Annotated in this window: 19 protein-coding genes and 1 tRNA gene; 12 read left to right on the top strand and 8 right to left on the bottom strand. The window is 73.3% G+C overall.

Annotated features, from left to right (window positions below):
* Positions 1-362: 362 nt before the first annotated feature.
* The 4 genes from ssgD (at position 363) to ACN6LD_RS33110 (ending at position 4,810) form a co-directional block, all read left to right on the top strand.
* A complete protein-coding gene (ssgD, locus tag ACN6LD_RS33125) occupies positions 363-779 on the top strand; it encodes a spore wall synthesis regulator SsgD (RefSeq protein ID WP_445045096.1) in 417 nt (138 codons plus the stop codon).
* A gap of 283 nt (positions 780-1,062) precedes the next feature.
* Entirely contained in the window at positions 1,063-2,685 is a 1,623-nt protein-coding gene (locus ACN6LD_RS33120; protein ID WP_319197255.1) for an ABC-F family ATP-binding cassette domain-containing protein, read from the top strand.
* Positions 2,686-2,842: 157 nt separating this feature from the next.
* Positions 2,843-3,619, top strand: coding sequence for a dimethylargininase (gene ddaH, locus ACN6LD_RS33115; protein WP_445045095.1), 777 nt, complete (start codon positions 2,843-2,845; stop codon positions 3,617-3,619).
* 216 nt (positions 3,620-3,835) lie between these two features.
* Positions 3,836-4,810 (top strand): acyl-ACP desaturase, encoded by a 975-nt coding sequence (locus tag ACN6LD_RS33110; RefSeq protein ID WP_319197257.1) that lies wholly within the window; start codon positions 3,836-3,838, stop codon positions 4,808-4,810.
* A 288-nt stretch (positions 4,811-5,098) separates the two neighbouring features.
* Here the strand turns inward: ACN6LD_RS33110 and ACN6LD_RS33105 are convergent, their stop codons facing one another.
* The 3 genes from ACN6LD_RS33105 to ACN6LD_RS33095 form a co-directional block, all read right to left on the bottom strand.
* Positions 5,099-6,463 carry an SDR family oxidoreductase gene (locus ACN6LD_RS33105; RefSeq protein ID WP_445045094.1) on the bottom strand — a complete coding sequence of 455 codons (1,365 nt, stop codon included), beginning with the start codon at positions 6,461-6,463 and terminating at the stop codon, positions 5,099-5,101.
* A 39-nt stretch (positions 6,464-6,502) separates the two neighbouring features.
* Positions 6,503-6,574 (bottom strand) — tRNA-Gly (locus ACN6LD_RS33100).
* A gap of 193 nt (positions 6,575-6,767) precedes the next feature.
* On the bottom strand, positions 6,768-7,013 hold the full coding sequence (locus ACN6LD_RS33095) for a WhiB family transcriptional regulator (protein WP_057582756.1): 246 nt from the start codon (positions 7,011-7,013) through the stop codon (positions 6,768-6,770).
* 332 nt (positions 7,014-7,345) lie between these two features.
* Between ACN6LD_RS33095 and ACN6LD_RS33090 the strand changes: the two genes are divergently transcribed.
* The gene (locus ACN6LD_RS33090) at positions 7,346-8,137 is read left to right on the top strand and encodes a VOC family protein (RefSeq protein ID WP_445045098.1); all 792 of its coding nucleotides are present in this window, start codon (positions 7,346-7,348) and stop codon (positions 8,135-8,137) included.
* Between the two features lie 176 nt (positions 8,138-8,313).
* Here ACN6LD_RS33090 and ACN6LD_RS33085 read toward each other — a convergent pair whose 3' ends face one another.
* Together ACN6LD_RS33085 and ligD are read right to left on the bottom strand one after the other, a co-directional pair.
* A complete protein-coding gene (locus ACN6LD_RS33085) occupies positions 8,314-9,360 on the bottom strand; it encodes a LacI family DNA-binding transcriptional regulator (protein ID WP_445045093.1) in 1,047 nt (348 codons plus the stop codon).
* Positions 9,361-9,592: 232 nt separating this feature from the next.
* The gene (ligD, locus tag ACN6LD_RS33080; RefSeq protein WP_319186986.1) at positions 9,593-10,645 is read right to left on the bottom strand and encodes a non-homologous end-joining DNA ligase; all 1,053 of its coding nucleotides are present in this window, start codon (positions 10,643-10,645) and stop codon (positions 9,593-9,595) included.
* 120 nt (positions 10,646-10,765) lie between these two features.
* Between ligD and ACN6LD_RS33075 the strand changes: the two genes are divergently transcribed.
* On the top strand, positions 10,766-11,842 hold the full coding sequence (locus ACN6LD_RS33075; protein ID WP_445045092.1) for an ATP-dependent DNA ligase: 1,077 nt from the start codon (positions 10,766-10,768) through the stop codon (positions 11,840-11,842).
* A gap of 30 nt (positions 11,843-11,872) precedes the next feature.
* Here the strand turns inward: ACN6LD_RS33075 and ACN6LD_RS33070 are convergent, their stop codons facing one another.
* Complete coding sequence (locus tag ACN6LD_RS33070) at positions 11,873-13,063, bottom strand: zinc-dependent alcohol dehydrogenase (protein ID WP_445045091.1); 1,191 nt, start codon at positions 13,061-13,063, stop codon at positions 11,873-11,875.
* A gap of 232 nt (positions 13,064-13,295) precedes the next feature.
* Between ACN6LD_RS33070 and ACN6LD_RS33065 the strand changes: the two genes are divergently transcribed.
* The gene (locus ACN6LD_RS33065) at positions 13,296-14,372 is read left to right on the top strand and encodes a DUF3048 domain-containing protein (RefSeq protein ID WP_445045090.1); all 1,077 of its coding nucleotides are present in this window, start codon (positions 13,296-13,298) and stop codon (positions 14,370-14,372) included.
* Between the two features lie 119 nt (positions 14,373-14,491).
* On the opposite strand, the gene ACN6LD_RS33060 is transcribed toward ACN6LD_RS33065, so the two are convergent.
* On the bottom strand, positions 14,492-14,956 hold the full coding sequence (locus ACN6LD_RS33060; RefSeq protein WP_319186990.1) for a MarR family winged helix-turn-helix transcriptional regulator: 465 nt from the start codon (positions 14,954-14,956) through the stop codon (positions 14,492-14,494).
* Positions 14,957-15,263: 307 nt separating this feature from the next.
* On the opposite strand from ACN6LD_RS33060, the gene pcaH reads away from it, so the two are divergent.
* Genes pcaH through pcaDC form a run of 4 tightly spaced genes read left to right on the top strand, consistent with a single transcriptional unit; the run spans position 15,264 to position 19,113 of the window.
* On the top strand, positions 15,264-16,037 hold the full coding sequence (pcaH, locus tag ACN6LD_RS33055; RefSeq protein WP_319186991.1) for a protocatechuate 3,4-dioxygenase subunit beta: 774 nt from the start codon (positions 15,264-15,266) through the stop codon (positions 16,035-16,037).
* 6 nt (positions 16,038-16,043) lie between these two features.
* The gene (gene pcaG, locus ACN6LD_RS33050) at positions 16,044-16,649 is read left to right on the top strand and encodes a protocatechuate 3,4-dioxygenase subunit alpha (RefSeq protein ID WP_319186992.1); all 606 of its coding nucleotides are present in this window, start codon (positions 16,044-16,046) and stop codon (positions 16,647-16,649) included.
* Positions 16,646-17,989 (top strand): 3-carboxy-cis,cis-muconate cycloisomerase, encoded by a 1,344-nt coding sequence (gene pcaB / locus ACN6LD_RS33045; protein WP_319186993.1) that lies wholly within the window; start codon positions 16,646-16,648, stop codon positions 17,987-17,989. The genes pcaG and pcaB overlap by 4 nt, the downstream gene beginning before the upstream one ends.
* Positions 17,986-19,113 (top strand): bifunctional 3-oxoadipate enol-lactonase/4-carboxymuconolactone decarboxylase PcaDC, encoded by a 1,128-nt coding sequence (pcaDC, locus tag ACN6LD_RS33040; protein ID WP_319186994.1) that lies wholly within the window; start codon positions 17,986-17,988, stop codon positions 19,111-19,113. The genes pcaB and pcaDC overlap by 4 nt, the downstream gene beginning before the upstream one ends.
* Positions 19,114-19,474: 361 nt before the next feature.
* Here pcaDC and ACN6LD_RS33035 read toward each other — a convergent pair whose 3' ends face one another.
* Complete coding sequence (locus ACN6LD_RS33035; protein WP_445045089.1) at positions 19,475-22,189, bottom strand: ATP-binding protein; 2,715 nt, start codon at positions 22,187-22,189, stop codon at positions 19,475-19,477.
* Between the two features lie 287 nt (positions 22,190-22,476).
* On the opposite strand from ACN6LD_RS33035, the gene ACN6LD_RS33030 reads away from it, so the two are divergent.
* Complete coding sequence (locus ACN6LD_RS33030) at positions 22,477-23,628, top strand: DUF2510 domain-containing protein (protein ID WP_445045088.1); 1,152 nt, start codon at positions 22,477-22,479, stop codon at positions 23,626-23,628.
* Positions 23,629-23,717: the final 89 nt, after the last annotated feature.

The following is a 23,717-nucleotide window of genomic DNA, read 5'->3' as shown; positions in this document are numbered from 1 at the left end:
GCGCCGCCGGCGGCGCCGGGCGGGCGTGCGCGGGCAGCGCCGTGAGCACCGCGAGCGCCGCCCCGCAGGCCGCCGCCGCTGCCCGGCCGCGGCCCCGCGCTGTCCGTACCGTGCGTCGCGTCTTCCCCAAGCGCCTCATGGCGGGGGAAGCTAGTCCAGGCTCCCGCCGGCGTCCAGAGGCCCTCGTCCGCCCCAACCGCCTTACCGGGCACGGCAGGAGAGCTGAGTCACTCCCGTGCATGAAACGCGGTGACCGAGGTCACTTGACAGTGGTGTGCACGGATCGGCCGGTTCCGGCGTCTCTTCCTGTGTCCGGTCCCACCGCCCGGAGTTTCGTCCCGCCGTCACGAGGGAGCAAGGCGTTGTCCACCGTCATCGAACAGCTCGTAGAGGCCCGTCTCGTCGCGGCCGCGCCTCGGATGCCCAACATCCCCGCCACCCTGCACTACGACCGCCTCGACCCGTTCGCCGTGCGGATGACCTTCCCGGCCCCGGCCACCCTGGAGGGCGTCGAGGTCTGCTGGACGTTCTCGCGCGAACTGCTCGCCGCCGGCCTGCACGACGCCGAGGGTCATGGCGACGTCCGGGTACGCCCCTACGGGTACGACCGCACCGTCCTGGAGTTCCACGCGCCCGAGGGAACCGCCGTCGTGCACGTCCACTCGGCCGACATCCGCCGTTTCCTGCAGGCGGCGAGCGAGCTGGTGCCCGTGGGCACGGAGCACCGTCAGCTCGACCTGGACCACGACTTGGCGGAGCTGATGCGGGACGCCTGCTGACCCGTCGTAAATCCTTTGACGGCCCTCCCTGTGCCCTCCTACGGTGTGAAGCGCTTCTGTTGCCGCCGATCGGAGTAGGACGTTGCTCGTCTGAGGTCCCGAGACACCCGCGCCACACCCCTTGCCGGTGTGTGCGCAGCGTGCGACCTCGGCCTCGAGCCGTCCCGGCGGAGCAGGGCTTTTCGTGCTGTCTCCGCGCTGCCCCGCTCGCCGCGGTGGTCGCCGCCCTCCGGTGTCTCGACACGTGTCGTCCCTGACCGCACACGCACCCACGAGGCCCGCTTTGCATCAGTCCATCACCTGTACCTCCCTCGCCTTCTCCTGGCCCGACGGAACCCCCGTCTTCGACGACCTCGACGTCGCCTTCGGCAGCGGCCGCACCGGACTCGTCGGCGTCAACGGCTCCGGCAAGTCGACCCTGCTGAAGCTGATCGCCGCAGAACTGACCCCCGCCGACGGCGCCGTGCGCGTCGCGGGCGAGGTCGGCTACCTCCCGCAGAACGTCACCCTGGACACGTCCTTGCGGATCGACCAGGCGCTCGGCATCGCCGACCGGCGGGCCGCCCTGCACGCCATCGAGGCCGGCGACGCGGCCGAGGAGCACTTCGAGACCGTCGGCGACGACTGGGACGTCGAAGAGCGCGCCCTGGCCACCCTCGGCGAGCTCGGGCTCGGCCACGTCGACCTCGACCGGACGACCGGTGAGGTCTCCGGCGGCGAGTCGGTGCTGCTGCGGCTGGCCGCTCTGCTGCTGCGCCGGCCGGACGTCCTGCTGCTGGACGAGCCCACCAACAACCTCGACCTCTACGCCAGGCGGCGGCTGTACGCGGCCGTCACGTCCTGGCCGGGCGTGCTGGTCGTGGTCAGCCACGACCGGGAGCTGCTGGATCTCGTCGACCAGATCGCCGACCTGCGCTCCGGGGAGATCACCTGGTACGGCGGTAACTTCACCGCCTACGAGGAGGCCCTGGCCACCGAGCAGGAGGCCGCCGAGCGCATGGTGCGCGTCGCGGAGGCCGACCTGCGCAAACAGAAACGCGAACTGGTGGACGCCCAGGTCAAGCTCGCCCGCCGCAAGAGGTACGGGCAGAAGATGTGGGACAGCAAACGGGAGCCCAAGATCGTCATGGGGGCGCGCAAACGCGCGGCGCAGGAGTCGGCGGGCAAGCACCGGATCATGCACGAGGAGAAGCTCGCCGAGGCCAGGGACCGGCTCGACGACGCCGTGGAGGCCGTACGCGACGACGACGAGATCCGCGTCGACCTGCCGTACACGGCCGTGCCCCCGGGGCGTGAGGTCCTCACCCTCATGGATCTGCGGCTCGCCCACGGCGCGCGCGTGGAGGGCGGTTTCGATCTGCGCGGCCCCGAGCGGGTGGCGCTGGTGGGACGCAACGGATCCGGGAAGACGACGCTGTTGCGCACGATCGCCGGGGAGCTGGCGCCGGAGGCGGGCGAGGCGCACGCGCACGTGCCGCTGCGTTTCCTGCCGCAGCGCCTCGACGTCCTCGACGGCGACCTCACGGTCGCCGAGAACGTGGCGCGCTTCGCGCCCGGAGCGACCAACAACCGCATCCGGGCCCGGCTCGCCCGCTTCCTGTTCCGGGGCGCCCGCGCCGACCAGAAGGCGGCGACCCTGTCCGGCGGGGAGCGCTTCCGGGCGGCGCTGGCGGCCCTGATGCTCGCCGAGCCGGCGCCGCAGCTGCTGCTGCTCGACGAGCCGACCAACAACCTCGACATGGCGAGCGTGCGCCAGCTGACGACGGCGCTCGAGTCCTACGAGGGGGCGCTGATCGTGGCCGGCCACGACCTGCCGTTCCTGGAGTCGATCGGCATCACACGCTGGCTGCTGATGGACGGCACGCTGAGGGAGACGACCGCGCAGGAGGTGGCGGACTCCGCCTAGGGCGGGACACGGCCCAGGGGCTCCCGTCGCCCCGCGCGGGTCTCGGGAGGGCCACATTGTTACTGAGGGGTTTTGTCCTGGTGGTCCCGCGCTGCATGATGGCTGACCGGCGCCGCGCCCGAGGCGCCGGTCTTCCACCCGATTCGGAGACCTGGACGTGCCCAGCAAGAAGGTCCTCATCCGCCGCCCCGGCCCGCGCCTCGCCGAAGGCCTGGTGACGCACGTCGAGCGGGAGAAGGTCGACGTGGAGCTCGCCCTGGAGCAGTGGGAGGCCTACGCCGACGCCCTGCGCACGCACGGCTGGGAGACGGTGGAGGTCGATCCGGCCGACGACTGCCCGGACTCCGTGTTCGTCGAGGACACGGTGGTGATGTACCGCAACGTCGCCCTGATCGCGCGCTCCGGCGCAGAGACCCGGCGTGAGGAGACCGTCGGCGTCGAGGAGGCCGTGGCGCGCCTCGGCTGCTCCGTGAACTGGATCTGGGAGCCCGGCACGCTGGACGGCGGCGACGTGCTCAAGGTCGGGGACACGATCTACGTCGGCCGGGGCGGGCGGACCAACGCTGCCGGCGTCCAGCAGCTGCGGGCCGCCTTCGAACCGCTCGGGGCGACCGTGGTGGCGGTGCCGGTGAGCAAGGTGCTGCACCTGAAGTCGGCGGTCACGGCACTGCCCGACGGCACGGTGATCGGTCACATCCCCCAGGTGGACCGGCCGTCGCTGTTCCCGCGCTTCCTGTCGGTGCCCGAGGAGGCCGGCGCGCACGTGGTGCTCCTCGGCGGCCCCCACCTGCTCATGGCGGCGAGTGCGCCGAAGACGGCGGATCTGCTCGCCGATCTCGGTCACGAGCCCGTCCTCGTCGACATCGGCGAGTTCGAGAAACTCGAGGGCTGTGTGACATGCCTCTCGGTGCGGCTGCGGGAGCTGTACGCCTGACCGGGTGACCGGATCACCTTTTCAGCCCTGGACCTGCGATTCCCCGGGGCTGTTCGGCATGCCCCGAATCGCCCGGGGAACCCGGCTGATCAGCGATCTTTACGCCCTGCTTAGTCTGCGGCTTCATAACCTACGGATTCGTAGCCTACGATCCCGTAAGTTCCGGTTCCGCTCGCCGGACGGTTCCGCTCCGCTTCACGTCCCCTGGAGTTCCTCGTGTCGATCACCTCTCCTCACCTCGGCAATCCGGCCGTCTGGACCGACGCCAAGCTGCTGTTCGCGCTGGAGGAAGTGGTCGAGACGGAGCTCAACCGGCACCTGAAGGTCACCAAGGACTGGATGCCCCACGAGTACGTGCCGTGGAGCGACGCCCGCAACTTCCCCGGCTTCTTCGAGGACGGCGAGGCATGGGGGAAGGAGCAGTCCAAGGTCACCGAGATCGGCCGGATCGCGCTGGTCGTGAACCTCCTCACCGAGGACAACCTGCCCAGCTACCACCACGAGATCGCCTCGCTCTTCGGCCGGGACGGCGCCTGGGGTACCTGGGTGCACCGCTGGACGGCCGAGGAGGGCCGGCACGGCATCGTGATGCGCGACTACCTCCTCGCCTCACGTGCGGTGGACCCGGACAAGCTGGAGCAGTTCCGGATGGCCCACATGGGCGAGGGCTTCGAGTCGGACAACCGTCACTCGATGCTGCACTCGGTCGCGTACGTGTCCTTCCAGGAGCTCGCGACCCGCGTCTCGCACCGCAACACCGGCCACCAGTCCGGCGACCCGGTCTGCGACCGCATGCTGGCGCGCATCGCGACCGACGAGAACCTGCACATGGTCTTCTACCGCAACCTGCTGAAGGCCGCCTTCGAGCTCGCACCCGACCTCACCATGCAGGCCGTGCGCGACGTCATCGTGAACTTCCGCATGCCCGGCCACGGCATGCCCGGCTTCGAGCGGGCCGCCGCACAGATGGCGATCGGCGAGATCTACAACCTGCGCATCCACCACGACGACGTCATCCAGCCCGTGCTGCGCTTCCTGAAGGTCATGGAGATCGACGGCCTCGGTCCCGAGGGGCGCCAGGCGCAGGAGGAGCTCGGCCTGTACATGGGCGGCCTGGACGCCGAGGCCCTGAAGTTCGACGAGAAGCTGGCCGCGCGCAAGGCCCGGATGGCCGCCCGCGCCGCGGGCTGACGGCACGGCGCCCCGCGCACCACACACCACGCACTACGCACCACGCACTACGCACCACGAACGGCTCGCACGCGGAAACGGTTTCGCGGCGCGGGCCGTTCGCCGTCCGCGGCCTCATGCCGCCGGGCAGGCCTTACGGCGACACGGTCCGGGCGGCGTCCTGCGGCCGGGCAGGCCTCACGGCCCACACGGTCCGGCCGGCGGCCGACCTCCCGCTCGGTCCGGCCGACGAGAGGCCTGCCGAGGTCGGGCCGGGCGCGGACCGGTCCGCGCCCGGCCCGGCCTCGCTCACCAGTCCGCCTCCTGGTAGTCCTTGAGGAACACTCCCGAGACCGGCTGCCCTGCCTCGCCGCGCACGATCGGGTCGTACACGCGCGCGGCGCCGTCCACGACGTCCAGCGGCGTACGGAATCCCGCGCCCGCCATCCGGGCCTTCTTCGGCGCCGGATTCTCGTCCGTGATCCAGCCGGTGTCGACGGCGCACATGTGCACGCCCTGCTCGGCGAGTGCGGCGGCGCTGGTGCGGGTGAGCATGTTCAGGGCGGCCTTGGCCATGTTGGTGTGCGGATGCCCGGGCATCTTGTTGCGCACCGCGAACCGGCCCTCGACCGCGGTCACGTTGATCACGTACCGGCGCGGATGCGGCGACGCCAGCAGCAACGGCAGCAGCCGGTCGCACAGCAGAGCGGGGGCGAGCGCGTTGACCAGCTGGGTCTCCAGGACCTCGGCCGGGTCCAGCGCGCCGAGCCGGACCGACCAGGAGTTCTCCGGGGAGGGGTCGGGCAGCAGCCCTGCCTCGTCGGCCTCGCGCAGCGCGGCCGGGAGCGCGGACAGCGTGCCGCCGAGCCCCTCCAGCATCCGCATCGGCGTGAAGCCCGGCGCCCGTCGGGCGCCCCCGGGCAGGACGTCGCGCTCCCCTGCGGCGAGCAGGGCGTAGGACTCGGGCGGTCGCCGCACGGTCTGCGCGGCGTTGTTGACGAGGATGTCGAACGGCTCGCCCTCCTGACGCAGTTCCTCGCACAGCCCCAGCACCTGCCGAGGGTCGCGCAGGTCGACGGCGAGGACCGTGAGCCGGTGCAGCCATCGCTCGCTGCCCGGCTCGGCCCGGAAACGGCGGACGGCGTCGTGCGGGAACCGGGAGGTGACGACGATCTCCGCGCCGTCCCGCAGCATCATCAGCGCCAGCTGGAAGCCGATCTTGACCCTGCCGCCGGTCAGCAGCACCCGACGCCCCCTCAGGTCGGTGCTCAGAGCGCGACGGGCCGCGTTGTCGGCGGCGCAGACGGGGCAGAGGCGGTGGTAGAACGCGTCGGCCTCCCGATAGGAGGACTTGCAGACGTAGCAGGGACGCGACCGGTGGAACAGGCCGCCCTCGCCGCGGCTCACGAGGGGCGCGTCCTCGCGCCGGTCCGGTGCGCCGGTGGCGGTGGCGGCCGTCGTCGCCGCATCGGCGGCCGTCGCCTCGGCGCCCCGGATGCGGCGCCTGCGCCGCCATCCGTCGCGTGCGAAGGACGTGGCCACCCGCTCGGCGTGCAGCCGTACGGGATCGTCGACCGGCATCGCCCGCAGCTTGCCCACGATCCGGTGGAAGGCGGCCAGCTCCGTGTCGGTGACCTGGTGGGTCTCCGCCGCCTTCGTGCTCTCCTCGCCCATTCGCCCCTGCCCCCCGGCCCGCCCCTGTGTTTCGTGCCGTGGTCCCGACAGGACGCGAACCTGCGATGGCACCCAGACCGGGTGTCGAGTCAGCCTCTGCTCCACGGGACCGCGCACGCGTTCGGGACGGCCGGACGGAATCCGGCGTGATCGCCTGTGCGGGGCGATGCGCCTGCCTCCGCGCCACGCCCGAACCCGCCCCCGGATCTTAACCGCACCCCCGCGACGCGGTCTTTCGAATTCGGGGACGGCGACGGGTCGTTCCGCTGTCGCGGCACAGGTCGGTCGGCCGCCGCGGCAACGGTCAGTCGGCGGTGCGCCTGATCTGCAGGCGCTCCTTCTCGGAGAGGCCGCCCCAGACGCCGAAGCGCTCGTCGTGGGCGAGGGCGTAGTCCAGGCAGGCGGGGCGCATGTCGCACATACCGCAGATGCGCTTGGCCTCGCGCACCGAACTGCCGGGTTCGGGGAAGAAGAAGTCCGCCCCCGTCTGCGCGCACAGCGCCTCCCGCTGCCAGGAGAGGTCGGGGGTGGGAATCGTGTCGGTGTACATGGCCAGAACAGTGCCCGGCGGCGCAAAACGTTCGATCAACGCCGGGTATACGCGCGGCACCACGGGTCCCGTGCCGCCGTGGCGCCTCGGCGCGCCGGTGCGCTGCGGTGCAGACCGACGCGCAGACCGCGTGCTGGCGCCGCTTCGATGATGGCGTCGCCGACGACGGGCCGCACGACGGCGCGCGGAGCGGCCGGGCCGTCGGGGCCCGGGGTGACGTGCGGGCCGCCTGCGGACGCCCGGAAAGGCGGCTCCGCTCCGGCAGCGATTGTCGGTGGGCGGTGCCAGACTCGGCAGTGCAGAGAACGGGACCCCTTCCGAGGAGGGCGATGATGCTCACCACCCGTTTCGTCGACGGCGCTCCGAACTGGGTCGACGTCGGCACTCCCGACATCGACGGCGCCACCTCCTTCTACGACGCGCTCTTCGGTTGGCGCTTCCGGTCGGCGGGACCCGACGCCGGCGGCTACGGCTTCTTCCAGCTGGACGGCAGAACCGTGGCGGGCGGCATGCAGACCACCCCCGAACAGGGGCCGCCGTCCTGGACGGTCTACTTCCGGACGACCGACGCGCAGGCCACCGCCAAGGCCGCCGAGCAGGCGCACGGCAGAGTGCTGCTCCCCCCGATGGACGTGATGGGACAGGGCACGATGGCGGTCCTCGCCGACCAGGCGGGCGTCGCCTTCGGCCTCTGGGAGCCGGCCCTGACGAAGGGCGTGGACATGGCGGACGAACCCGGCTCGCTGTGCTGGGTGGAGCTGTACACGCCGGACATCGCCGCGGCTGCCGCGTTCTACCGCACCGCACTGGGCCTGGAGACCTCAGCCGCCCCCTTCCCCGGCGGCACGTACACCTGCGTCAACCCGGCCGGCGGCGGGGAGGAGGCGATGTTCGGCGGGATCGTCCCGCTGGCCGACGATCCCGCGGAGGCCGGGTCGGATCCGTACTGGCTGCCGTACTTCGAGGTCACCGACGTGGACGCGGTCGTCGCCGAGGCCACGGCCCGGGGCGGCGGGGTGCGGATGCCGGCCACGGACGTGGAGGGCGTCGGCCGCATCGCCAAGCTCGCCGACCCCTACGGGGCACGCTTCGCGGTGATCAGGAGCATCCCGCGGGAGGCATGACGCTGCGGCCACCCGACCGGACGGCGAAGGGCGGCTGAGGCGAGCACGGCATCAGGACGGGGGCGCGGCACGCCGGCCCGGCGCCCGGCCCGGCGTGATCCTGCCCGGTCCGGCTTGCCCCTGCCCGGTCCGGCGCCCCGGGTGTGGGGCCGTCGCCGCGGCGCGCCGGTCTAGGCCTAGGCCGACGCGCGGCGCACCAGCGTGGTCGGCAGCACCACCGGGGCATCGGGGCCGTCGACGCCGCCCGGATCGCCCTCGACGGTGCGCCGCGCCAGGCGGCGCAGCAGGAGGCGGGCCATGATCCGGCCCATCTCCTCGATGTCCTGGCGGACCGTCGTCAACGGCGGATCGGTCTGCTCGGCCAGGGGCATCATGTCGTCGAAGCCGACCACGGCCACGTCCTCGGGCACGCGCCTGCCTCGTTCCCGCAGTACGCGCACCGCGCCCGAGGCGGTGAGGTCGTTGGCGGCGAACACGGCATCGACGTCGGGACGCCGCTCGAGGAGCGCGCGCATGGCGCGTTCGCCGCCGCCGGGGGTGAAGTCGCTCTCGACGATCAGACCCGGGTCGGCGTCGCCCATGACCTCCCGGTACCCGTCGAGCCGGTCCGCCGCGGAGGTCTGGTCGAGCGGGCCGGTGATGTGCGCGATGCGGGTGCGGCCGAGACCGGCCAGCAGGCGTACGGCGTCACGGGCGCCGCCGCGGTTGTCGCTGTCCACGTAGACCACGTCGCGGGTTCCGTCGCTCCAGCCGGGCCGCCCGCCGAACACGGTCGGGACCCCCGCGCCCTGGATCAGACCCGGCAGCGGGTCGTCGAGGTGCAGGGAGAAGACCAGCGCCCCGTCGACATGGCCGCCGGCGAGGTAGCGGGCGACGCGCGCATGGTCGTCGCGGCCCTCGGTGAGCAGCAGTACCAGCTGGTTGTCGTGGGCGGTCAGCTCCTTGCTGATGCCACGGAGCTGCAGCGCGAAGAAGGGGTCGGCGAAGACCCTGGTCTCCGGCTCGGCGATGACGACGGCCACGGCGTCGTGCCGCTTCGTCACGAGACTGCGCGCGGCCTGGTTGGGCACGTAGCCGAGCTCCTCCACGGCCTGCCGCACCCGTTCGACGAGCGGTTCCCGGACGCCGTCCCCGCCGTTGACGACTCTCGACACGGTCGCCCGGGAGACCCCGGCCCGCTCGGCCACGGCCTCCAGCGTGGGACGCGACACTGTCTCGGTCACTTCGGGGCTCCTCCTGGCCGGCTTGCGGATCAGGATAGCCCCGGACCACCGGTCGGCCGGGCGGCCCGGGCGCGCGGATGAGAGCGCTCTCGCCGCACCGGCGACGCCCCGCCAGGCCACTGCCCCGCAGCACCCCGGAACCAGCCCGTGCCACGCCACCGCCCCGCTGCACCACGCGACACCACCGGCGGCAGCCGTCACGTCGGACGTGCCCTCTGCGCGGCGGGGCGGATCAGGGAGCTGCGGCGCCCGCCGGGGGCTCTCCCGCGTCGGGCGTCCCCTTCTTGGCCCTGCTGGGCTGCACCCGCTTCGGCTCGCCCGGCATCTTCGGGTACTCCGGCGGATACGGCAGGTCGCCGAGGCCGTGGTCGTGCTCGTCGCGCCGGGCCAGGTCGAGGAGGGCGTCGAGGGAGAAGGCGTGGTCGTCCATGTCGGCGTGGACGTCGCCGAGTTCCGCGAAACGGGCGGGCATGGTCGCGATGTCGAAGTCGCGGGGGCGGGCCTCGCCCACTTCCTCCCAGCGCAGGGGCGCCGAGACGGGAGCGTGCGGGCGCGGGCGCACGGAGTAGGCGGAGGCGATGGTGCGGTCGCGGGCGGTCTGGTTGTAGTCGACGAAGATGCGCTCACCGCGTTCCTCCTTCCACCAGCGGATGGTCACCTGGTCCGGCATCCGCCGCTCCATCTCCCGGCCCACGGCGATGGCGGCGCGCCGGACCTGGGTGAAGGTCCAGCGCGGCTCGATCGGCACGAAGACATGCAGGCCGCGCCCGCCCGAGGTCTTCGGCCAGCCGCGCAGTCCGCCGAACTCGTCCAGCACGGACCGCAGTTCGTGGGCGGCGCGGACGGCGTCGTCGTAGTCGGTGCCGGGCTGCGGGTCGAGGTCGATGCGCAGTTCGTCGGGGCGGTCCACGTCGGTGCGCCGCACCGGCCACGGGTGGAACGTGAGGGTGCCGTACTGGGCGGCCCACAGGACGGCCGCCTCCTCCGTCGGGCACATCTCGTCGGCGCTGCGTCCGCTGGGGAAGGTGATGTGCGCGGTCGGAATCCAGTCGGGCATGTTCTTGGGCGCCCGCTTCTGGAAGAAGGACTCCCCGGTCACTCCGTCGGGGTAGCGCTCGAGGGTGGTGGGGCGGTTGCGCAGGGCACGCAGGATGCCCGGGGCGACCGCCTGGTAGTAGCGGGCGAGGTCCAGCTTGGTGAAGCCGCGCTCCGGGAAGAACACCTTGTCCGGGCTGGACAGGCGCACCGTCCGGCCGGCTGCTTGCAGTTCCACCGCATCGCCCATGCGAGCCACGGTAGACACACCCCTGGCGACTCGCATGCGCGCGCACCCCGGGGATTCGCCCGCGCTCCCGGCGGCCCCGCCCGCCGGGCGGCCGAGGCGATCGGCGCGCAGAATCGCACCATGGATCTGCCCGTGATGCCGCCCGTGAAGCCGATGCTCGCCAAGTCGGTGGCGACCATCCCCCCGGGCATGCAGTACGAGGCGAAGTGGGACGGATTCCGCGCGATCGTCTTCCGGGACGGGGACGAGATCGAACTGGGCAGTCGCACCGGAAAGCCCCTGACCAGGTACTTCCCCGAGCTGGTAGAGGCGTTGCGGGAGCGGTTGCCGAAACGGTGTGTGCTGGACGGCGAGATCGTGATCGCCCGGGAGGGACGGCTCGACTTCGACGCGCTGACGGAGCGCATCCACCCGGCGGACTCCCGGGTGCGCACGCTCGCCGAGCGGACGCCGGCCTCCTTCGTCGCCTTCGACCTGCTGGCGCTGGCCGACCAGGCGGTCCTCGACGCGCCGCAGAGCGACCGGCGGGAACTTCTGACCGGGGCGCTGGCCGACGTGACGGCGCCGGTGCACGTCGCGCCGGCGACGACCGACGTCGAAGTGGCCCGCCAGTGGTTCGAGGAGTACGAGGGCGCGGGCCTCGACGGGGTGATCGCCAAGCCGCCGGGTCTGCGCTACCTGCAGAACGAGCGCGCGATGTTCAAGGTCAAGCACGAGCGCACCGCGGACGTCGTGGTCGCCGGATACCGCTTCCACAAGAGCGGGCCCGTGGTGGGCTCGCTGCTGCTGGGCCTGCACGACGAGGCGGGCGTCCTCCAGCACGTGGGGGTCTGTGCGGCCTTCACCATGAAACGCCGGGCGGAGCTGGTCGGGGAACTGGAGCCGCTGCGGATGCCGGAGGGGGCCGGGCACCCGTGGGCGGCCTGGTCGGACGAGGCGGCGCACGAGAGCGCCCGGCTGCCCGGGGCGCCGAGCCGCTGGTCGGGCAAGAAGGACCTGTCCTGGGTGCCGCTGCGGCCCGAGCGGGTGGTCGAGGTGGCGTACGACCACATGGAGAACGGGGCGCGGTTCCGGCACACGGCGCGTTTTTGCCGTTGGCGCCCGGACCGCACCCCGGAGAGCTGCACGTACGCCCAGCTGGAGGAACCGGTGCGCTACGACCTGGCGGAGATCCTCGGGGCGCCGCCGCGCCCCTGACCGTCCACCGCCCCGCAGCCGGCCCGGCGGCTACGGCGTCATCAGGACCTTCACCGCGCCGTCCTGCTTGTGCTGGAACATGTCGTACGCGTGCGGGGCCTCCGACAACGGCACCCGGTGCGTGGCGAAGTCGTCGACGCCGAGCGGGTCGTCGTCCGTGAGGTAGGGCAGGATCCGGTCGGTCCAGCGGCGCACGTTCGCCTGGCCCATGCGGATCTGGAGCTGCTTGTCGAACATGGTGAGCATGGGCAGCGGATCGGCCATGCCGCCGTAGACGCCGACCAGGGAGAGCGTTCCGCCGCGACGCACCAGCTCGATGGCGGTGTGCAGGGCGGCGAGGCGGTCGACGCTGAAACGTTCCGCAAGCGGGCCGCTCAGTTTCCGCGGCAGCAGCGCGGAGGCGTTCTGGACCATCCGGGCGGCCGCGCTGCCGTGCGCCTCGGTGCCGACGGCGTCGATCACGGCGTCCGGGCCGCGGCCGTCGGTCGCGTCGCGGATGGCGGCGACGAGTTCCTTCTCGCTGTCGAAGCTGCGCAGGTCGTACGTCTCCACGCCCCGCGCGCGGGCCCGGCGCAGCCGGTCGCCGACCAGGTCCACGCCGAAGACCTGTCCGGCTCCGCGCACCTGGGCCACCCGGCAGGCCATGTCACCGATGGGGCCGAGGCCCAGCACGGCGACGCTGCCGCCCTCCGGCACATCCGCGTACTCGACCGCCTGCCAGGCGGTGGGCAGGACGTCGGAGAGGTAGACGAAGCGGTCGTCGGGCGGGCCCTCGGGCACCTTGATGGGGCCGAACTGGGCCTGGGGCACGCGCAGGTACTCGGCCTGGGCGCCCGGCACCGCGCCGTACAGCCGGGTGTAGCCGAACAGCGCGGCGCCCATGCCCTCGCCGGTGACCTGCGTGGTCTCGCACTGGGTGGGCAGCGAGTTCAGGCACATCCAGCAGTTGCCGCAGGCGATCTGGAACGGCACCACGACCCGGTCGCCGACCTTCAGATCGGGCACGGCCGCGCCGACCTCCTCGACGATTCCCATGGGCTCGTGTCCCAGGATGTCGCCCGGGGTCATGAACGGGGTGAGCACCTCGTACAGGTGCAGGTCGGAGCCGCACAGCCCGCTGGACGTGATGCGGATGACGGCGTCCGTCGGTTCCTGGATCGTCGGGTCGGGCACGGTGTCCACCCGTACGTCCCGCTTGCCCTGCCAGGTCACAGCCTTCATCGTGCCGCGCTCCCTCCGCCGGCCGGTCCGTCCCGGCGGGTCCGGGGGTCCCGGGTCCTGGCTGCCGCCCGGGTACCCGTGCCCCGGCCCCCGAACCGCGGCGACGGCCGCTCGCGGTCACGGATGGCCGCCGTCGTCCGACGAGCGCACAATCGATACACCGAACGGGGTGGACACGATGAGCGCGAGAGTTCCGAGTCGTCCGAAACGCTCCAGACGTCCGGCGCGCGCTGTGCGCGCCGGACGCTCCCCGGCCGCGGCGGCGCTGCTGGCCTCGGCGCTGGCCGCCGCGCTGGCGGTCTCGCTCACGTCGGGCTGCACGACGTCGCGGGAGCCTTCGGGGGACGACGGCCGCAGCGCGTCGCAGAAACCGAGCCCAGGCGGGGACCGCCCGACTGCCGTCGCCGCCCCCGTGCTCGCCGTGAAGATCGACAACGCGCCGCCCGCACGACCGCAGACCGGTCTCGACGCGGCGGACGTCGTGTACGTGGAACAGGTCGAGGGCGGGCTGAGCCGGCTGATGGCCGTGTACGCGACGCGACTGCCGAAAGCGGTCGGTCCGGTGCGCAGCGCCCGCGAGTCCGATCTTGAGCTGCTGCGCCAGTTCCACCAGCCGGTGCTGGCGTTCTCCGGGGCGCAGGGCAGGCTGCTGCCGCTGATCGACAGGGCGCCGCTGGACGCCGTCACGCCCTCCGACGCGTCCGGCGCGTACTTCCGCGGCGTGGACCGGGCGGCCCCGCACAACCTGTTCGTGCGCCCGAGCCGTCTGCTGCCCTCCGCTCCGGGCGCAGCCGCCCTGACCACGGGCTTCCGGTACGGGCCGGCGCCCTCGGGCGGCACGACGACGGCCTCGCGCACCGTGCGCTACCCGGCGGCCCGCTTCACCTTCACCTGGTCCGCGAGCCGGGCGGGCTGGCTGGTCTCGACGGACGGCACGGCGACCGGGACGAGCGACGGACAGCCCCTCGCACCGGCCACGGTGATCGTGCAGTACGTGAAGGTGCGCGCGTCGCGCTTCCACGACTTCCTGGGCAACAACACGCCGTACACCGAGACGGTGGGTTCGGGGAAGGCGCAGGTGCTGCGGGACGGACGGGCCTACGAGGTGAACTGGAAACGCGGCACGGCGACGGAGGGCACCGACTTCACCACCGCCGACGGCGCCCCGGTCGCCTTCGCCCGGGGGCAGGTGTGGGTGGTCTTCGCGAACGCCTCCGCTGCCCCGGCCTCCTCTGCGTCCTCGGCCTCGAACGCGTCGCCGGCCTCGAACGCGTCGTCGGCGGACAGGCCCGTGCCGCACGCGCCGTGACCGGTCTGCCGGGACGGGACGCGGCGGTGTGTCCGGAGAGGCGGCGCGGACTACCGGGACGTCCGGGACGTCCTGGACGTCCGCAACGGCCCGCCGGCCCCGGCGGAGGAGCCGGGCGATCAGGACGGGGCGCTCAGCGGCTCCCCCGGATTGCGCAGCCCCTCGGCCGCGTCCGAGACCCGCTGGATGAGTTCGAGGAACACCGTCTGTTCCGCGGCCGAGAGCGGCGAGAGGAAGACCTGGTTCATCCGGGCCGTGCGCACGGTGAGCCTGCGGTGGGTGCGCAGCCCTTCCTCGGTGAGTCCCAGCAGGTAGCGGCGCCCGTCCTGCGGGTCGCGGACCTTGTCGAGGAGTTCCCGGCGGATGAGCCGGCTGATCACCTCGGCGACGGTGGAGCGGTCGAGCCCCACGCGCTCCCCCACCGTGCGCTGGTCGAGGCCGGGCTCGGCGACGAGCGCGTTGAGCACCGCGAACTGCGGGGAGGTGATCTCCTCGGAGACCATCGTGTTCCACAACAGGTAGTGCGCCTGCTGCAGCCGTCGGGCGAGATGCCCGGGGTGGCGGGTGAGGTCCACCGCTGCCATGTGCGCTCCTCTGCGTGGAGTCGACGTCCGTCTTCGTCCCGAGGTTTCATCGGTGCACTGAACGATACTCCTCTGCACTCGACGGGATCCCGCGTGCCGCCGGACCTGCTCACCCGCTCTGCCTGGGGTCTTGACGGGGAGCGTCTCCGATGGCAGCGTGTGGAAATCCTCGGAACAATAATCAGTGCCCTGATTAATTGCCCGGCTCGCCCGCCCTGGCGGCGGCGTGGAGGCCGCCACCCTCCGCATCGGCAGCGGGCCGGCGTCTCGTCCCCGTCCTCGAACGTCAGGAAACACGGGAAACGCCATGACTCTCACGCAAGCCGACATCGACCTGGAGATCGCGGCCGAGCATGCCGCGTACGAGAAGCGGCTCGCCGGCGGCGCGCCCGTGGAGCACCAGCCGCGGCGCGACTACGCGCCGTACCGCTCCTCCGTCCTGCGCCATCCGCGGCAGGCGCCGGTCACCATCGACGTGACGCAGGACCCGGAGCTGGTGGAGCTGTCCTCCCCCGCCTTCGGCGAGCGGGACATCACGGAGATCGACAACGATCTCACCCGGCAGCACACCGGCGAGCCTGTCGGCGAACGGATCACGGTCTCCGGCCGGTTGCTGGACCGCGACGGACATCCGCTCCGCGGTCAGCTGGTGGAGATCTGGCAGGCCAACTCGGCTGGGCGGTACGCCCATCAGCGTGAGCAGCACGACGCGCCGCTGGACCCGAACTTCACGGGCGTCGGCCGCACGCTGACGGACGACACCGGTTTCTACCGCTTCACCACGATCCAGCCCGGCCCCTACCCGTGGCGTCAGCACCTCAACGCGTGGCGGCCGGCCCACATCCACTTCTCGTTGTTCGGCACGGCGTTCACCCAGCGGCTCGTGACGCAGATGTACTTCCCGAGCGACCCGCTGTTCCCGTACGACCCGATCATCCAGTCGGTCACGGACGACGCGGCCCGGCAGCGACTGGTCGCCACCTACGACCACAGCCTCTCGGTGCCCGAGTTCTCCATGGGCTACCACTGGGACATCGTGCTCGACGGGCCGCACGCCACCTGGATCGAAGAAGGACGCTGAGCCGCCATGACGAAGATCGACACGAGCCGTCCGGAGAGCGTGCTGCCCACGCCGTCGCACACGGTCGGCCCCTTCTACGGCCACGCACTGCCGTTCCCCGGCGGCGGCGACATCGCCCCGGCCGGCCACCCGGACACCATCGCGTTGCAGGGCTTCGTGTACGACGGTGAGGGCAACCCGTTGCCCGACGCGTTCGTGGAGCTGTGGGGCGCGGACCCCGAGGGCAATGTCCCCCAGGTCGACGGCTCGATGCGGCGCGACCCGTCGAGCGGCGGCTTCCTCGGCCGCAACGGGGTGGAGTTCACCGGGTGGGGACGGATCCAGACGGACGCGAACGGCCACTGGTCGGCGCGCACGCTGCGGCCCGGCGCGCGCGGCCGGAGCGCCCCGTACCTGAGCGTCTGCGTGTTCGCGCGCGGCCTGCTCGTGCACCTCTACACCCGGATCTACCTGCCCGGCGACGAGGCCGTGCTGGCCGCCGACCCGCTGCTGCGGCGGGTGGACCCGGCGCGGCGCGGCACGCTGATCGCCACGGACGGGCCGCTCGGCACCTACCGTTTCGACATCCGCCTTCAGGGCGAAGGCGAGACGGTCTTCCTGGAGTTCCAGTGACACCTGCGCCATCCGACGTCCCGTACGGAAGCGGTCTGCTCTCCCCCGGGTGGACCGGCTCCCCCGCCGCCTCCGCCACCGCCGACCAGGCCTGGCTGCGGGCGCTGCTCGACGCGGAGGCGGCGCTCACCCGCGCCCAGGAGGCGCTGGGTCTGGCCCCTGAGGGGGCCGGGGCCGCGGTCACCTCGGCCGCGGAGGGCGACGGCTTCGACGTGCGCTCCCTCGCCGAGCGCGCCCGCGACGGCGGAAACCCGGTGATCCCGCTGGTGGCCGACCTGACGGCGGCGACCGGCGAACGGCACGGACCGTACGTCCACCGGGGCGCGACCAGCCAGGACATCATGGACACGGCGGCGATGCTGGTCGCCGTGCGCACACTCGGCCTCGTCCTCGCCGACCTCGACCGCACCGGGAACGCACTGACCGGCCTCGCCGCGGCGCACCGGGACACGGCGATGCCGGGGCGGACGCTGACCCAGCACGCCGTGCCGACCACGTTCGGGCTGAAGGCGGCCGGGTGGCGTTCCCTGGTGCTGGACGCCCGGGACCGGGTGACGGCCGTACGGGACTCGCTGCCCGCCCAACTCGGCGGCGCCGCAGGGACCCTGGCCGCCTTCACGGCGTACGGCGCCGAGGACGCGACGGCACTTCCCGCCGCCTTCGCCCGGGAACTCGGTCTGGCGGCACCCCTGTTGCCGTGGCACACCCTGCGCACGCCCGTCGCCGACCTCGCCGGCTGTCTGGCGTTCACCGCGGGCGCCCTCGGCAAGATCGCCGCGGACGTCCTCACACTCGCCCGCACCGAGATCGGCGAGGTGGCCGAGGGCCGTGGGGGCGGCTCCTCGGCCATGCCGCACAAGGCGAACCCGGTGCGCTCGACGCTGATCGCGGCGGCCGCCCGGCGCGCCCCGCAGCTCGCGGCCGTGCTCTACGGGTCGCTGGCCGCACAGGACGAGCGCCCCGCCGGCGCCTGGCACGCCGAGTGGGAGCCGCTCAGGGACCTGTTGCGGCTGGTCGGCGGAGCCGCCCGGGACGCGGCCGAACTCACCGAAGGACTGCGGGTGGACGCGGACGCGATGCGCGCGAACCTCGGCCTCACCCACGGACTGATCGTCTCCGAGCGGCTGTCCGCCGAGCTGTCGGCGCTGCTCGGCCGCGCCCGCGCCAAGGAGCTGCTCACGGAACTCGCCCGGCGCGCCTACGCCGAGAACCTGCCACTGCGCCGACTGCTCGCCGACGAACCGGACTTGACCGGGACCGACCTCGGCGAGCTCACCGACCCCGCCCACTACACCGGCTCCGCCGGAGCCCTCACCGACCGTGCGCTGGAGCGACGTTGACCGAGAGCCTTCTCCACCACCGCGCCGAGGGCCCGTCCTCGGGCCCCCCGCTGCTGCTCGGCCCGTCCCTGGGCACCTCGAACGCCGTATGGGGCAAGATCGCGCCCGAACTGTCCGCCACCCACCGGGTGGTCCGCTGGGACCTGCCCGGGCACGGGGGCTCGGCCGCCGACCTGATCGGTCCCGGCGCCACCGTGGGCGACCTCGCCGGTCTGGTGCTGGCGCTCGCCGACTCCCTCGGCCTGGAGCGGTTCGCGTACGCGGGCGTCTCCCTGGGCGGGGCGGTGGGCCTGCATCTGGCGCTGCACTGCCCGCAGCGGGTGTCGTCGCTGGCGATGATCTGTTCGTCCGCCCACTTCAACGGGTCGAGGCCGTGGGAGGAGCGGGCCGCGCTGGTGCGTGCGGAGGGGCTCGCGGGGCTCGTCGAGACCGCGGACGCCCGGTGGTTCACGCCGGGGTTCACCGTGCCGGAGCTGATCGCGGACCACCGCGCGGCGGACCCGGCGGCGTACGCCGCGTGTTGTGACGCGCTGGCCGCGTTCGATCTGCGCGAGCGGCTGCCGGAGATCGCCGTGCGGACCCTGCTGATCGCCGGCCGCCAGGACCCGGCGACGCCGCCGGCGCATCTGCGGGAGATCGCGGACGCGGTGCCGGACGCCACGCTGGTCGAACTGCCGGGGGCCTCGCACCTCGCTCCCGCGCAGTGTCCCGAGGCCGTGCTGACCGTGCTGCGGGCGCATCTCGACGGACCCGCGAAGCGGGGCATGGAGGTGCGGCGCGAGGTGCTGGGCGACGCCCACGTGGACCGGGCCCAGTCGCGGCAGAACGCGTTCACCGCCCGATACCAGGACTTCATCTCCCGCTACGCCTGGGGGGAGATCTGGACCGACCCGACGCTCGACCGCCGCGAGCGCAGCATGATCACTCTGACCGCGCTGGTGGCGCACGGCCACTACGACGAGCTGGCGATGCACGTCCGGGCGGCCCGCCGCAACGGACTCACCCCCGAGGAGATCGGCGCGGTGCTGCTCCAGACGGCCGTCTACTGCGGGGTCCCGGCCGCGAACTCGGCCTTCGCCACGGCCCAGCGGGTTCTGGCGGAGGAGGACGACGTGACGGCCTGACCCACTGCTGCACGGGCCCGCCCGCGCAGCGGACCGGACGACCGACACCGGACCGGGGCGACCGACGCCAGACCGGGTGACCGGCACCCGACTGGGGCGGCCGACACGAGACCGGGGCGGCCGGCACCCGACTTGGCGACCGGCACGAGACCGGGGCGGCCGGCACCAGACGGGGCGGCCGGCACCGGACCGGGCGGCCGGCACCGGACCGGGCGGCCGGCACCAGACGGGGCGGCCGGCACCGGACCGGGCGGCCGGCACCAGACGGGGCGGCCGGCACCGGACCGGGCGGCCGGCACCAGACCGGGCGGCCAGCACCAGACGGGCAGGCCGGGTGGGGCCTTCGGCCCGGCTGTCGCGCCTATCGCCTGGTCTGGCCCGGGACCAGGCCGACCTGGGGTGCGCCGAGCCCCTGCAGGGCCTGCTGCGCCTTCTCCACCAGGCCGTCCGCGCCACAGGAGCGCGCCAGCGTCAGGCCCCGGCCGAGTTCGGCGACCGAGCGGGAGAGGATGCCGTACTCGATCCGCGCGGCGGCGTGTTCGAACTGGCAGGGCGACAGTTCCAGGTAGGTGACCGCCTGCTGGGCGAGCCGTACGGCACGCTGCCCCGTCTCCAGGGCCGCGGCGCAGCGCAGCGCCTCGCCGATCGCGGTGTCGGTGCCGAAGCGCTCGGCCTGACGGCGGGCCTCTGCGGCGAGCCGGCCGGCCCGTGCCGGGTCCTCCACGGCGAGAGCCCGGGCCAGGTCGACGGCCCAGGGCACCATCACCGGGTTGAGGTGGCCGCGGGCCGCCGCCGCCTTCTCTGCCTCCTCCAGCTCGTTGACGCCCTCCTGGACCCGGCCGACGGCCAGCAGCAGTCGGCCGCGCACCGAACGGGGATCGGGCAGCACGATCGTCGACGGGTAGGGCGGGGCGAAGCCGTACTGTTCGGCCACCTCCCAGGCCCGGTCGACATGGCCGCGCACCAGCAGCGTGTCGACCAGGTTGCAGGTCGCCGACCAGTACAACGGCAGCCCGCGGCCGACGCGTTCGGCGAGGCGCAGGGACTCCGTGAGCGATTCCTCGGCCTCCTTCAGACGCCCCCTTCGGCGCAGCCCGAGACCGAGGTAGGCGTGGGCCAGGGCGAGGTGACCGCCGCTCCAGCCGGCCGACACATAGGCGCGCAGGGCCTCGTTGAACAGGACGTCGGCGCGGTCGAGCCGGTCGGTGTAGGCATAGGAGCTGGCCAGCATCATCAGCAGCTCGATGCCCCACTCCTGGTCGGTCCAGCCGAGCCCTGGGGCGAGACGGCCGTTGACGAGGGCGCGGTCGCAGAACTCGACGACCTCCTCGGCGTTCTCGCCGTGGGTCATCAGGTCGAACCCGCGCAGGATCAGCAGGGCGCGCTCGGAGTTGTCCCGGCCGGTGCAGGCCGCCGCGAGGGTGGCGAGCTTCTCGGAGCGGCGGGCGGAGGCCGGGTCACCGGCGTTCACGCCCTCCCACATGAACTGGACGGCCTGCAGCCGCAGCCGCGCGGGTCCGGGTGCGTGCCGGGCGGCCTCCGCCTCGACCGTGCGGACGGCCTCCCCCAGCTGGTCGTTGTGCAGCAGCGCCTGGGAGAGGCGGTAGACGGCGTCGACCCGCTCGTCGCCGCCCAGGCCCGGCAGGGACAGCGCCTTGCGCAGGTGCTCGATGGTCCGGGCCGGTGCGGTGAGCAGGGTGGCGCAGCCCAGTTCGTGGAGCACGCGCGCGTGGACGTCGGGCACGGGCGGTTCGCGCAGGGCCCGTTCCAGACAGCGGCGCGCCGCGTCGGGGGCGCCGACGGCGAGGTGCTCCCGGGCGGCCTCGCGCAGCTGCTCGACGAGTTCCTCGTCGCCCTCCGCGTGCACCTGCAGCAGATGGCGGGAGGCGGCCGCGAGGCCCTTCCCGGCGTCGGCGACGACCTGGGCCGCGATGCCGTGCATCGCCGTGCGCAGGCCGCCGGGGATGGAGTCGTAGACGGCGGAGGCGATCAGCGGGTGGACGAACTCCAGGTCGCCGTCCTCGGCCGGGGCGGCGGCGGGATCGGGCTCGGTGAGGATACGGGCGCTGCGCAGCAGTTCGGCGCAGCGCGCCGCGTCGTCACGGCCGAGGCCGGCGAGCCGGGCGGCCTGGGCCACGGAGATGTCGGCCCCGAGGATCGCGGCCGCCATCGCGAACTTGGTGGCGTCGACGCCGAGTTTCTCCAGGCGGTCGACGAGTCCTCCGCCGCGGGCCGCCCGGTTCAGGGCGCGCAGTTCGGTGGCGGAGGACTCGCTCGGCGTCAGCTCGCGGTCGCGGACCTTGGCGAGGAGTTCGACGGTCTCGTACGGGTTGCCGTCGGTGACCGCCCACACCTCGCGGCAGAACGAGGCCTCGGCGTGGTCGCCGAGGGTGGCCCGGGTCAGGCCGGCGACCGCGGCCGGGGTCAGGGCGCTGAGGCTGGTGACGGCGCGCCCCGCGGCCTCCCCGACGGCGTCGAGGTGGCGGGCCGCGTCGGCCTTCACGTCGCCGGGCCTGCGGGCCACGACGATCAGGACCGGCAGTTCGTCGAGGCGTTCCACGAAGGCGGCCAGCCAGCGCAGGGATTCCTGGTCGGCCCAGTGCGCGTCGTCGACGAGCAGCACGAGCGGGTAGTCCCGCCTGGCCAGCCGGGTGACGGCGGCGACGAGGCCGTCGCACACGCCCTGCGGGTCGGCGTGGCCCTCTCCGGGTTCGACGATGCCGAGAGCGGGACCTGCGATGCCGAACCAGTCGCCGAGGTACTCGCGGGCCTCCTCCGGGTGCAGGGACATCAGGGCGGGCTGCAGCAGTTGCCGCACCATGTTGAAGGGGACGGACCTCAGTGTCTCGCCGCCGCGGGCCGACCAGACGGCGCAGCCGCGGGCCTCGGCGATGCGACGCGTCTCGGCCAGCAGGGCGGTCTTGCCGAATCCGGCCTCGCCGCGGAGCACCAGCAGGTGACCCGTGGAGGACCGGTCGGCGCAGAGCGTCTCCACCGCCTGCGCGATGGCGGCGACCTCCGCGTCGCGCTCCCACAGGGAAGCCGAGGCGGCCGCCGCCGGCCTGACCTCCGTCATCCCGCTACCTCCCCAAGTCGCCCGAACGACGTACCGACGTCGAGCGTAGCTCTCCGAGGGCTCGCGCGGAGGGCTGTCCGCGCAGGTCCCGCCTCGACGGGTGACGGCTCGCGACGCCGAAGGCCCCGGCGGGCCTGCGGAAGTGCCCCCATGACGTCAACGGCGAGTGACGCGCACCGAATTGACGTCGAATTCGCGCCACCTAGGCGGCCGGGCGTCGGGGGCCTGTTCCGACGGAGTGCGCTCCCTCTCATCCGGATCTCACCGACGCCTCATACGGTGGGGGTATGACGCAGGTGACTCCTCCCGGGTGGTATCCCGATCCGGGGCAGACGAATGACGGTCCCGCCACCGAACGCTGGTGGGACGGCAAGGCATGGACGGACCAGACCCGCGCCGCGGGCTCGGCCGCCGCTTGGGGTCCGCCGGCGCAGACCGCGGCCGACGGCGCGCCCGCGGCCCACCCCGGCGGGGCGGGGCAGCCGGGATACCCGGGGGGCCCGGCGTATCCCGGAGGTCCCGCACATCCCGGCGGACCCGCGTACGCCGGCGGACCCGCGTACCCCGGAGGTCCCGCGTATCCCGGAGGCCCCGCGTATCCCGGAGGCCCCGCGTACCCCGGAGGCCCCGGGCAGGCCGGCTACCCGGGGTATCCCGCGGCGCCCGCGGCCGGCCGACGGCGGGGGCTGCGCACGGGCATAGCCGTGGCGGCAGCCGTCGCCGTCCTCGCCAGCATCGGGGTCGGCGTGTACGCGCTCGCCAAGGACGACGGCTCGGGCGGCGGCGGTGGCACGGCCCAGGGACCGGGCGGTCCCGGCGGCCCGGGCGGCCAGGACGGCGACGGCCAGGGCGGCTCGGGCGGGTCCGGCGGGGAGTCGCCCTCGCCGCGGGGCTCCGAGCCGCCGACGATCAAGAGCGGGTCGGTGACCGACGCGCTCAACGGGATCAGCATCCCCATCCCGAAGGGCTGGGCGGGCCAGGAGCTCAACGTGGGCGTCCAGGTCGTCTCCGGTGCCTCCTACAAGTGCCCGGGCGACACCACCAAGACCTGCACCAAGGGGGGCGTGTACTCGTCGCCCGCCGAGGTGCTGGGGAGCAAGGGCAGCACGGCCGAGGAGGTCGCGAAGGCGGACATCGCGGCCAACGCCGAGCAGTCGTACGGCGGGACGACGTACGGCGCGATCACCTCGCACCAGGTGCTCGCCTCGAAGGCGGTGACGGTGGCCGGGCAGAAGGGCTATCTGGTGCGCTGGAAGGCGGTCACGAGCAAGGGCGCGGACGGCTATGTCGAGTCGCTGGCGTTCCCGGCGCCCGCGGACGCCAAGCGCATGGTGGTGCTCCGCTTCGGTCTCGACACCGACCAGGACGTGTCGGTCATCGACACGATCACCAAGAGCGTCAAGGTGTCGACGGGCGGCGGCAGCGGACAGGACGTCTGACCGCCGGATCCGGCCCGCGGGACACGATCGGCCGGGTGGGACGCCCCTGCACTCACAGGGGTGTCCCACCCGGCCGGGGGGTGCGGGGC

This window comes from Streptomyces sp. SAS_272 (assembly GCF_052543235.1).
Note: the sequence above shows the minus strand (reverse complement) of the source record. Positions and strands in the feature narration are given on the sequence as shown.

What these genes read in the sequence shown, in the direction of transcription:
- pcaH (WP_319186991.1), top strand. Translation starts at nt 15,264, where the DNA reads ATGACTCTCACGCAAGCCGACATCGACCTGGAGATCGCGGCCGAGCAT.
- ACN6LD_RS33095 (WP_057582756.1), bottom strand. Translation starts at nt 7,013, where the DNA reads ATGTACACCGACACGATTCCCACCCCCGACCTCTCCTGGCAGCGGGAG.
- ACN6LD_RS33090 (WP_445045098.1), top strand. Translation starts at nt 7,346, where the DNA reads ATGCTCACCACCCGTTTCGTCGACGGCGCTCCGAACTGGGTCGACGTC.
- pcaG (WP_319186992.1), top strand. Translation starts at nt 16,044, where the DNA reads ATGACGAAGATCGACACGAGCCGTCCGGAGAGCGTGCTGCCCACGCCG.
- ACN6LD_RS33060 (WP_319186990.1), bottom strand. Translation starts at nt 14,956, where the DNA reads ATGGCAGCGGTGGACCTCACCCGCCACCCCGGGCATCTCGCCCGACGG.
- ligD (WP_319186986.1), bottom strand. Translation starts at nt 10,645, where the DNA reads ATGGGCGATGCGGTGGAACTGCAAGCAGCCGGCCGGACGGTGCGCCTG.
- ACN6LD_RS33035 (WP_445045089.1), bottom strand. Translation starts at nt 22,189, where the DNA reads ATGACGGAGGTCAGGCCGGCGGCGGCCGCCTCGGCTTCCCTGTGGGAG.
- ACN6LD_RS33070 (WP_445045091.1), bottom strand. Translation starts at nt 13,063, where the DNA reads ATGAAGGCTGTGACCTGGCAGGGCAAGCGGGACGTACGGGTGGACACC.
- ACN6LD_RS33105 (WP_445045094.1), bottom strand. Translation starts at nt 6,463, where the DNA reads ATGGGCGAGGAGAGCACGAAGGCGGCGGAGACCCACCAGGTCACCGAC.
- ACN6LD_RS33030 (WP_445045088.1), top strand. Translation starts at nt 22,477, where the DNA reads ATGACGCAGGTGACTCCTCCCGGGTGGTATCCCGATCCGGGGCAGACG.
- ACN6LD_RS33075 (WP_445045092.1), top strand. Translation starts at nt 10,766, where the DNA reads ATGGATCTGCCCGTGATGCCGCCCGTGAAGCCGATGCTCGCCAAGTCG.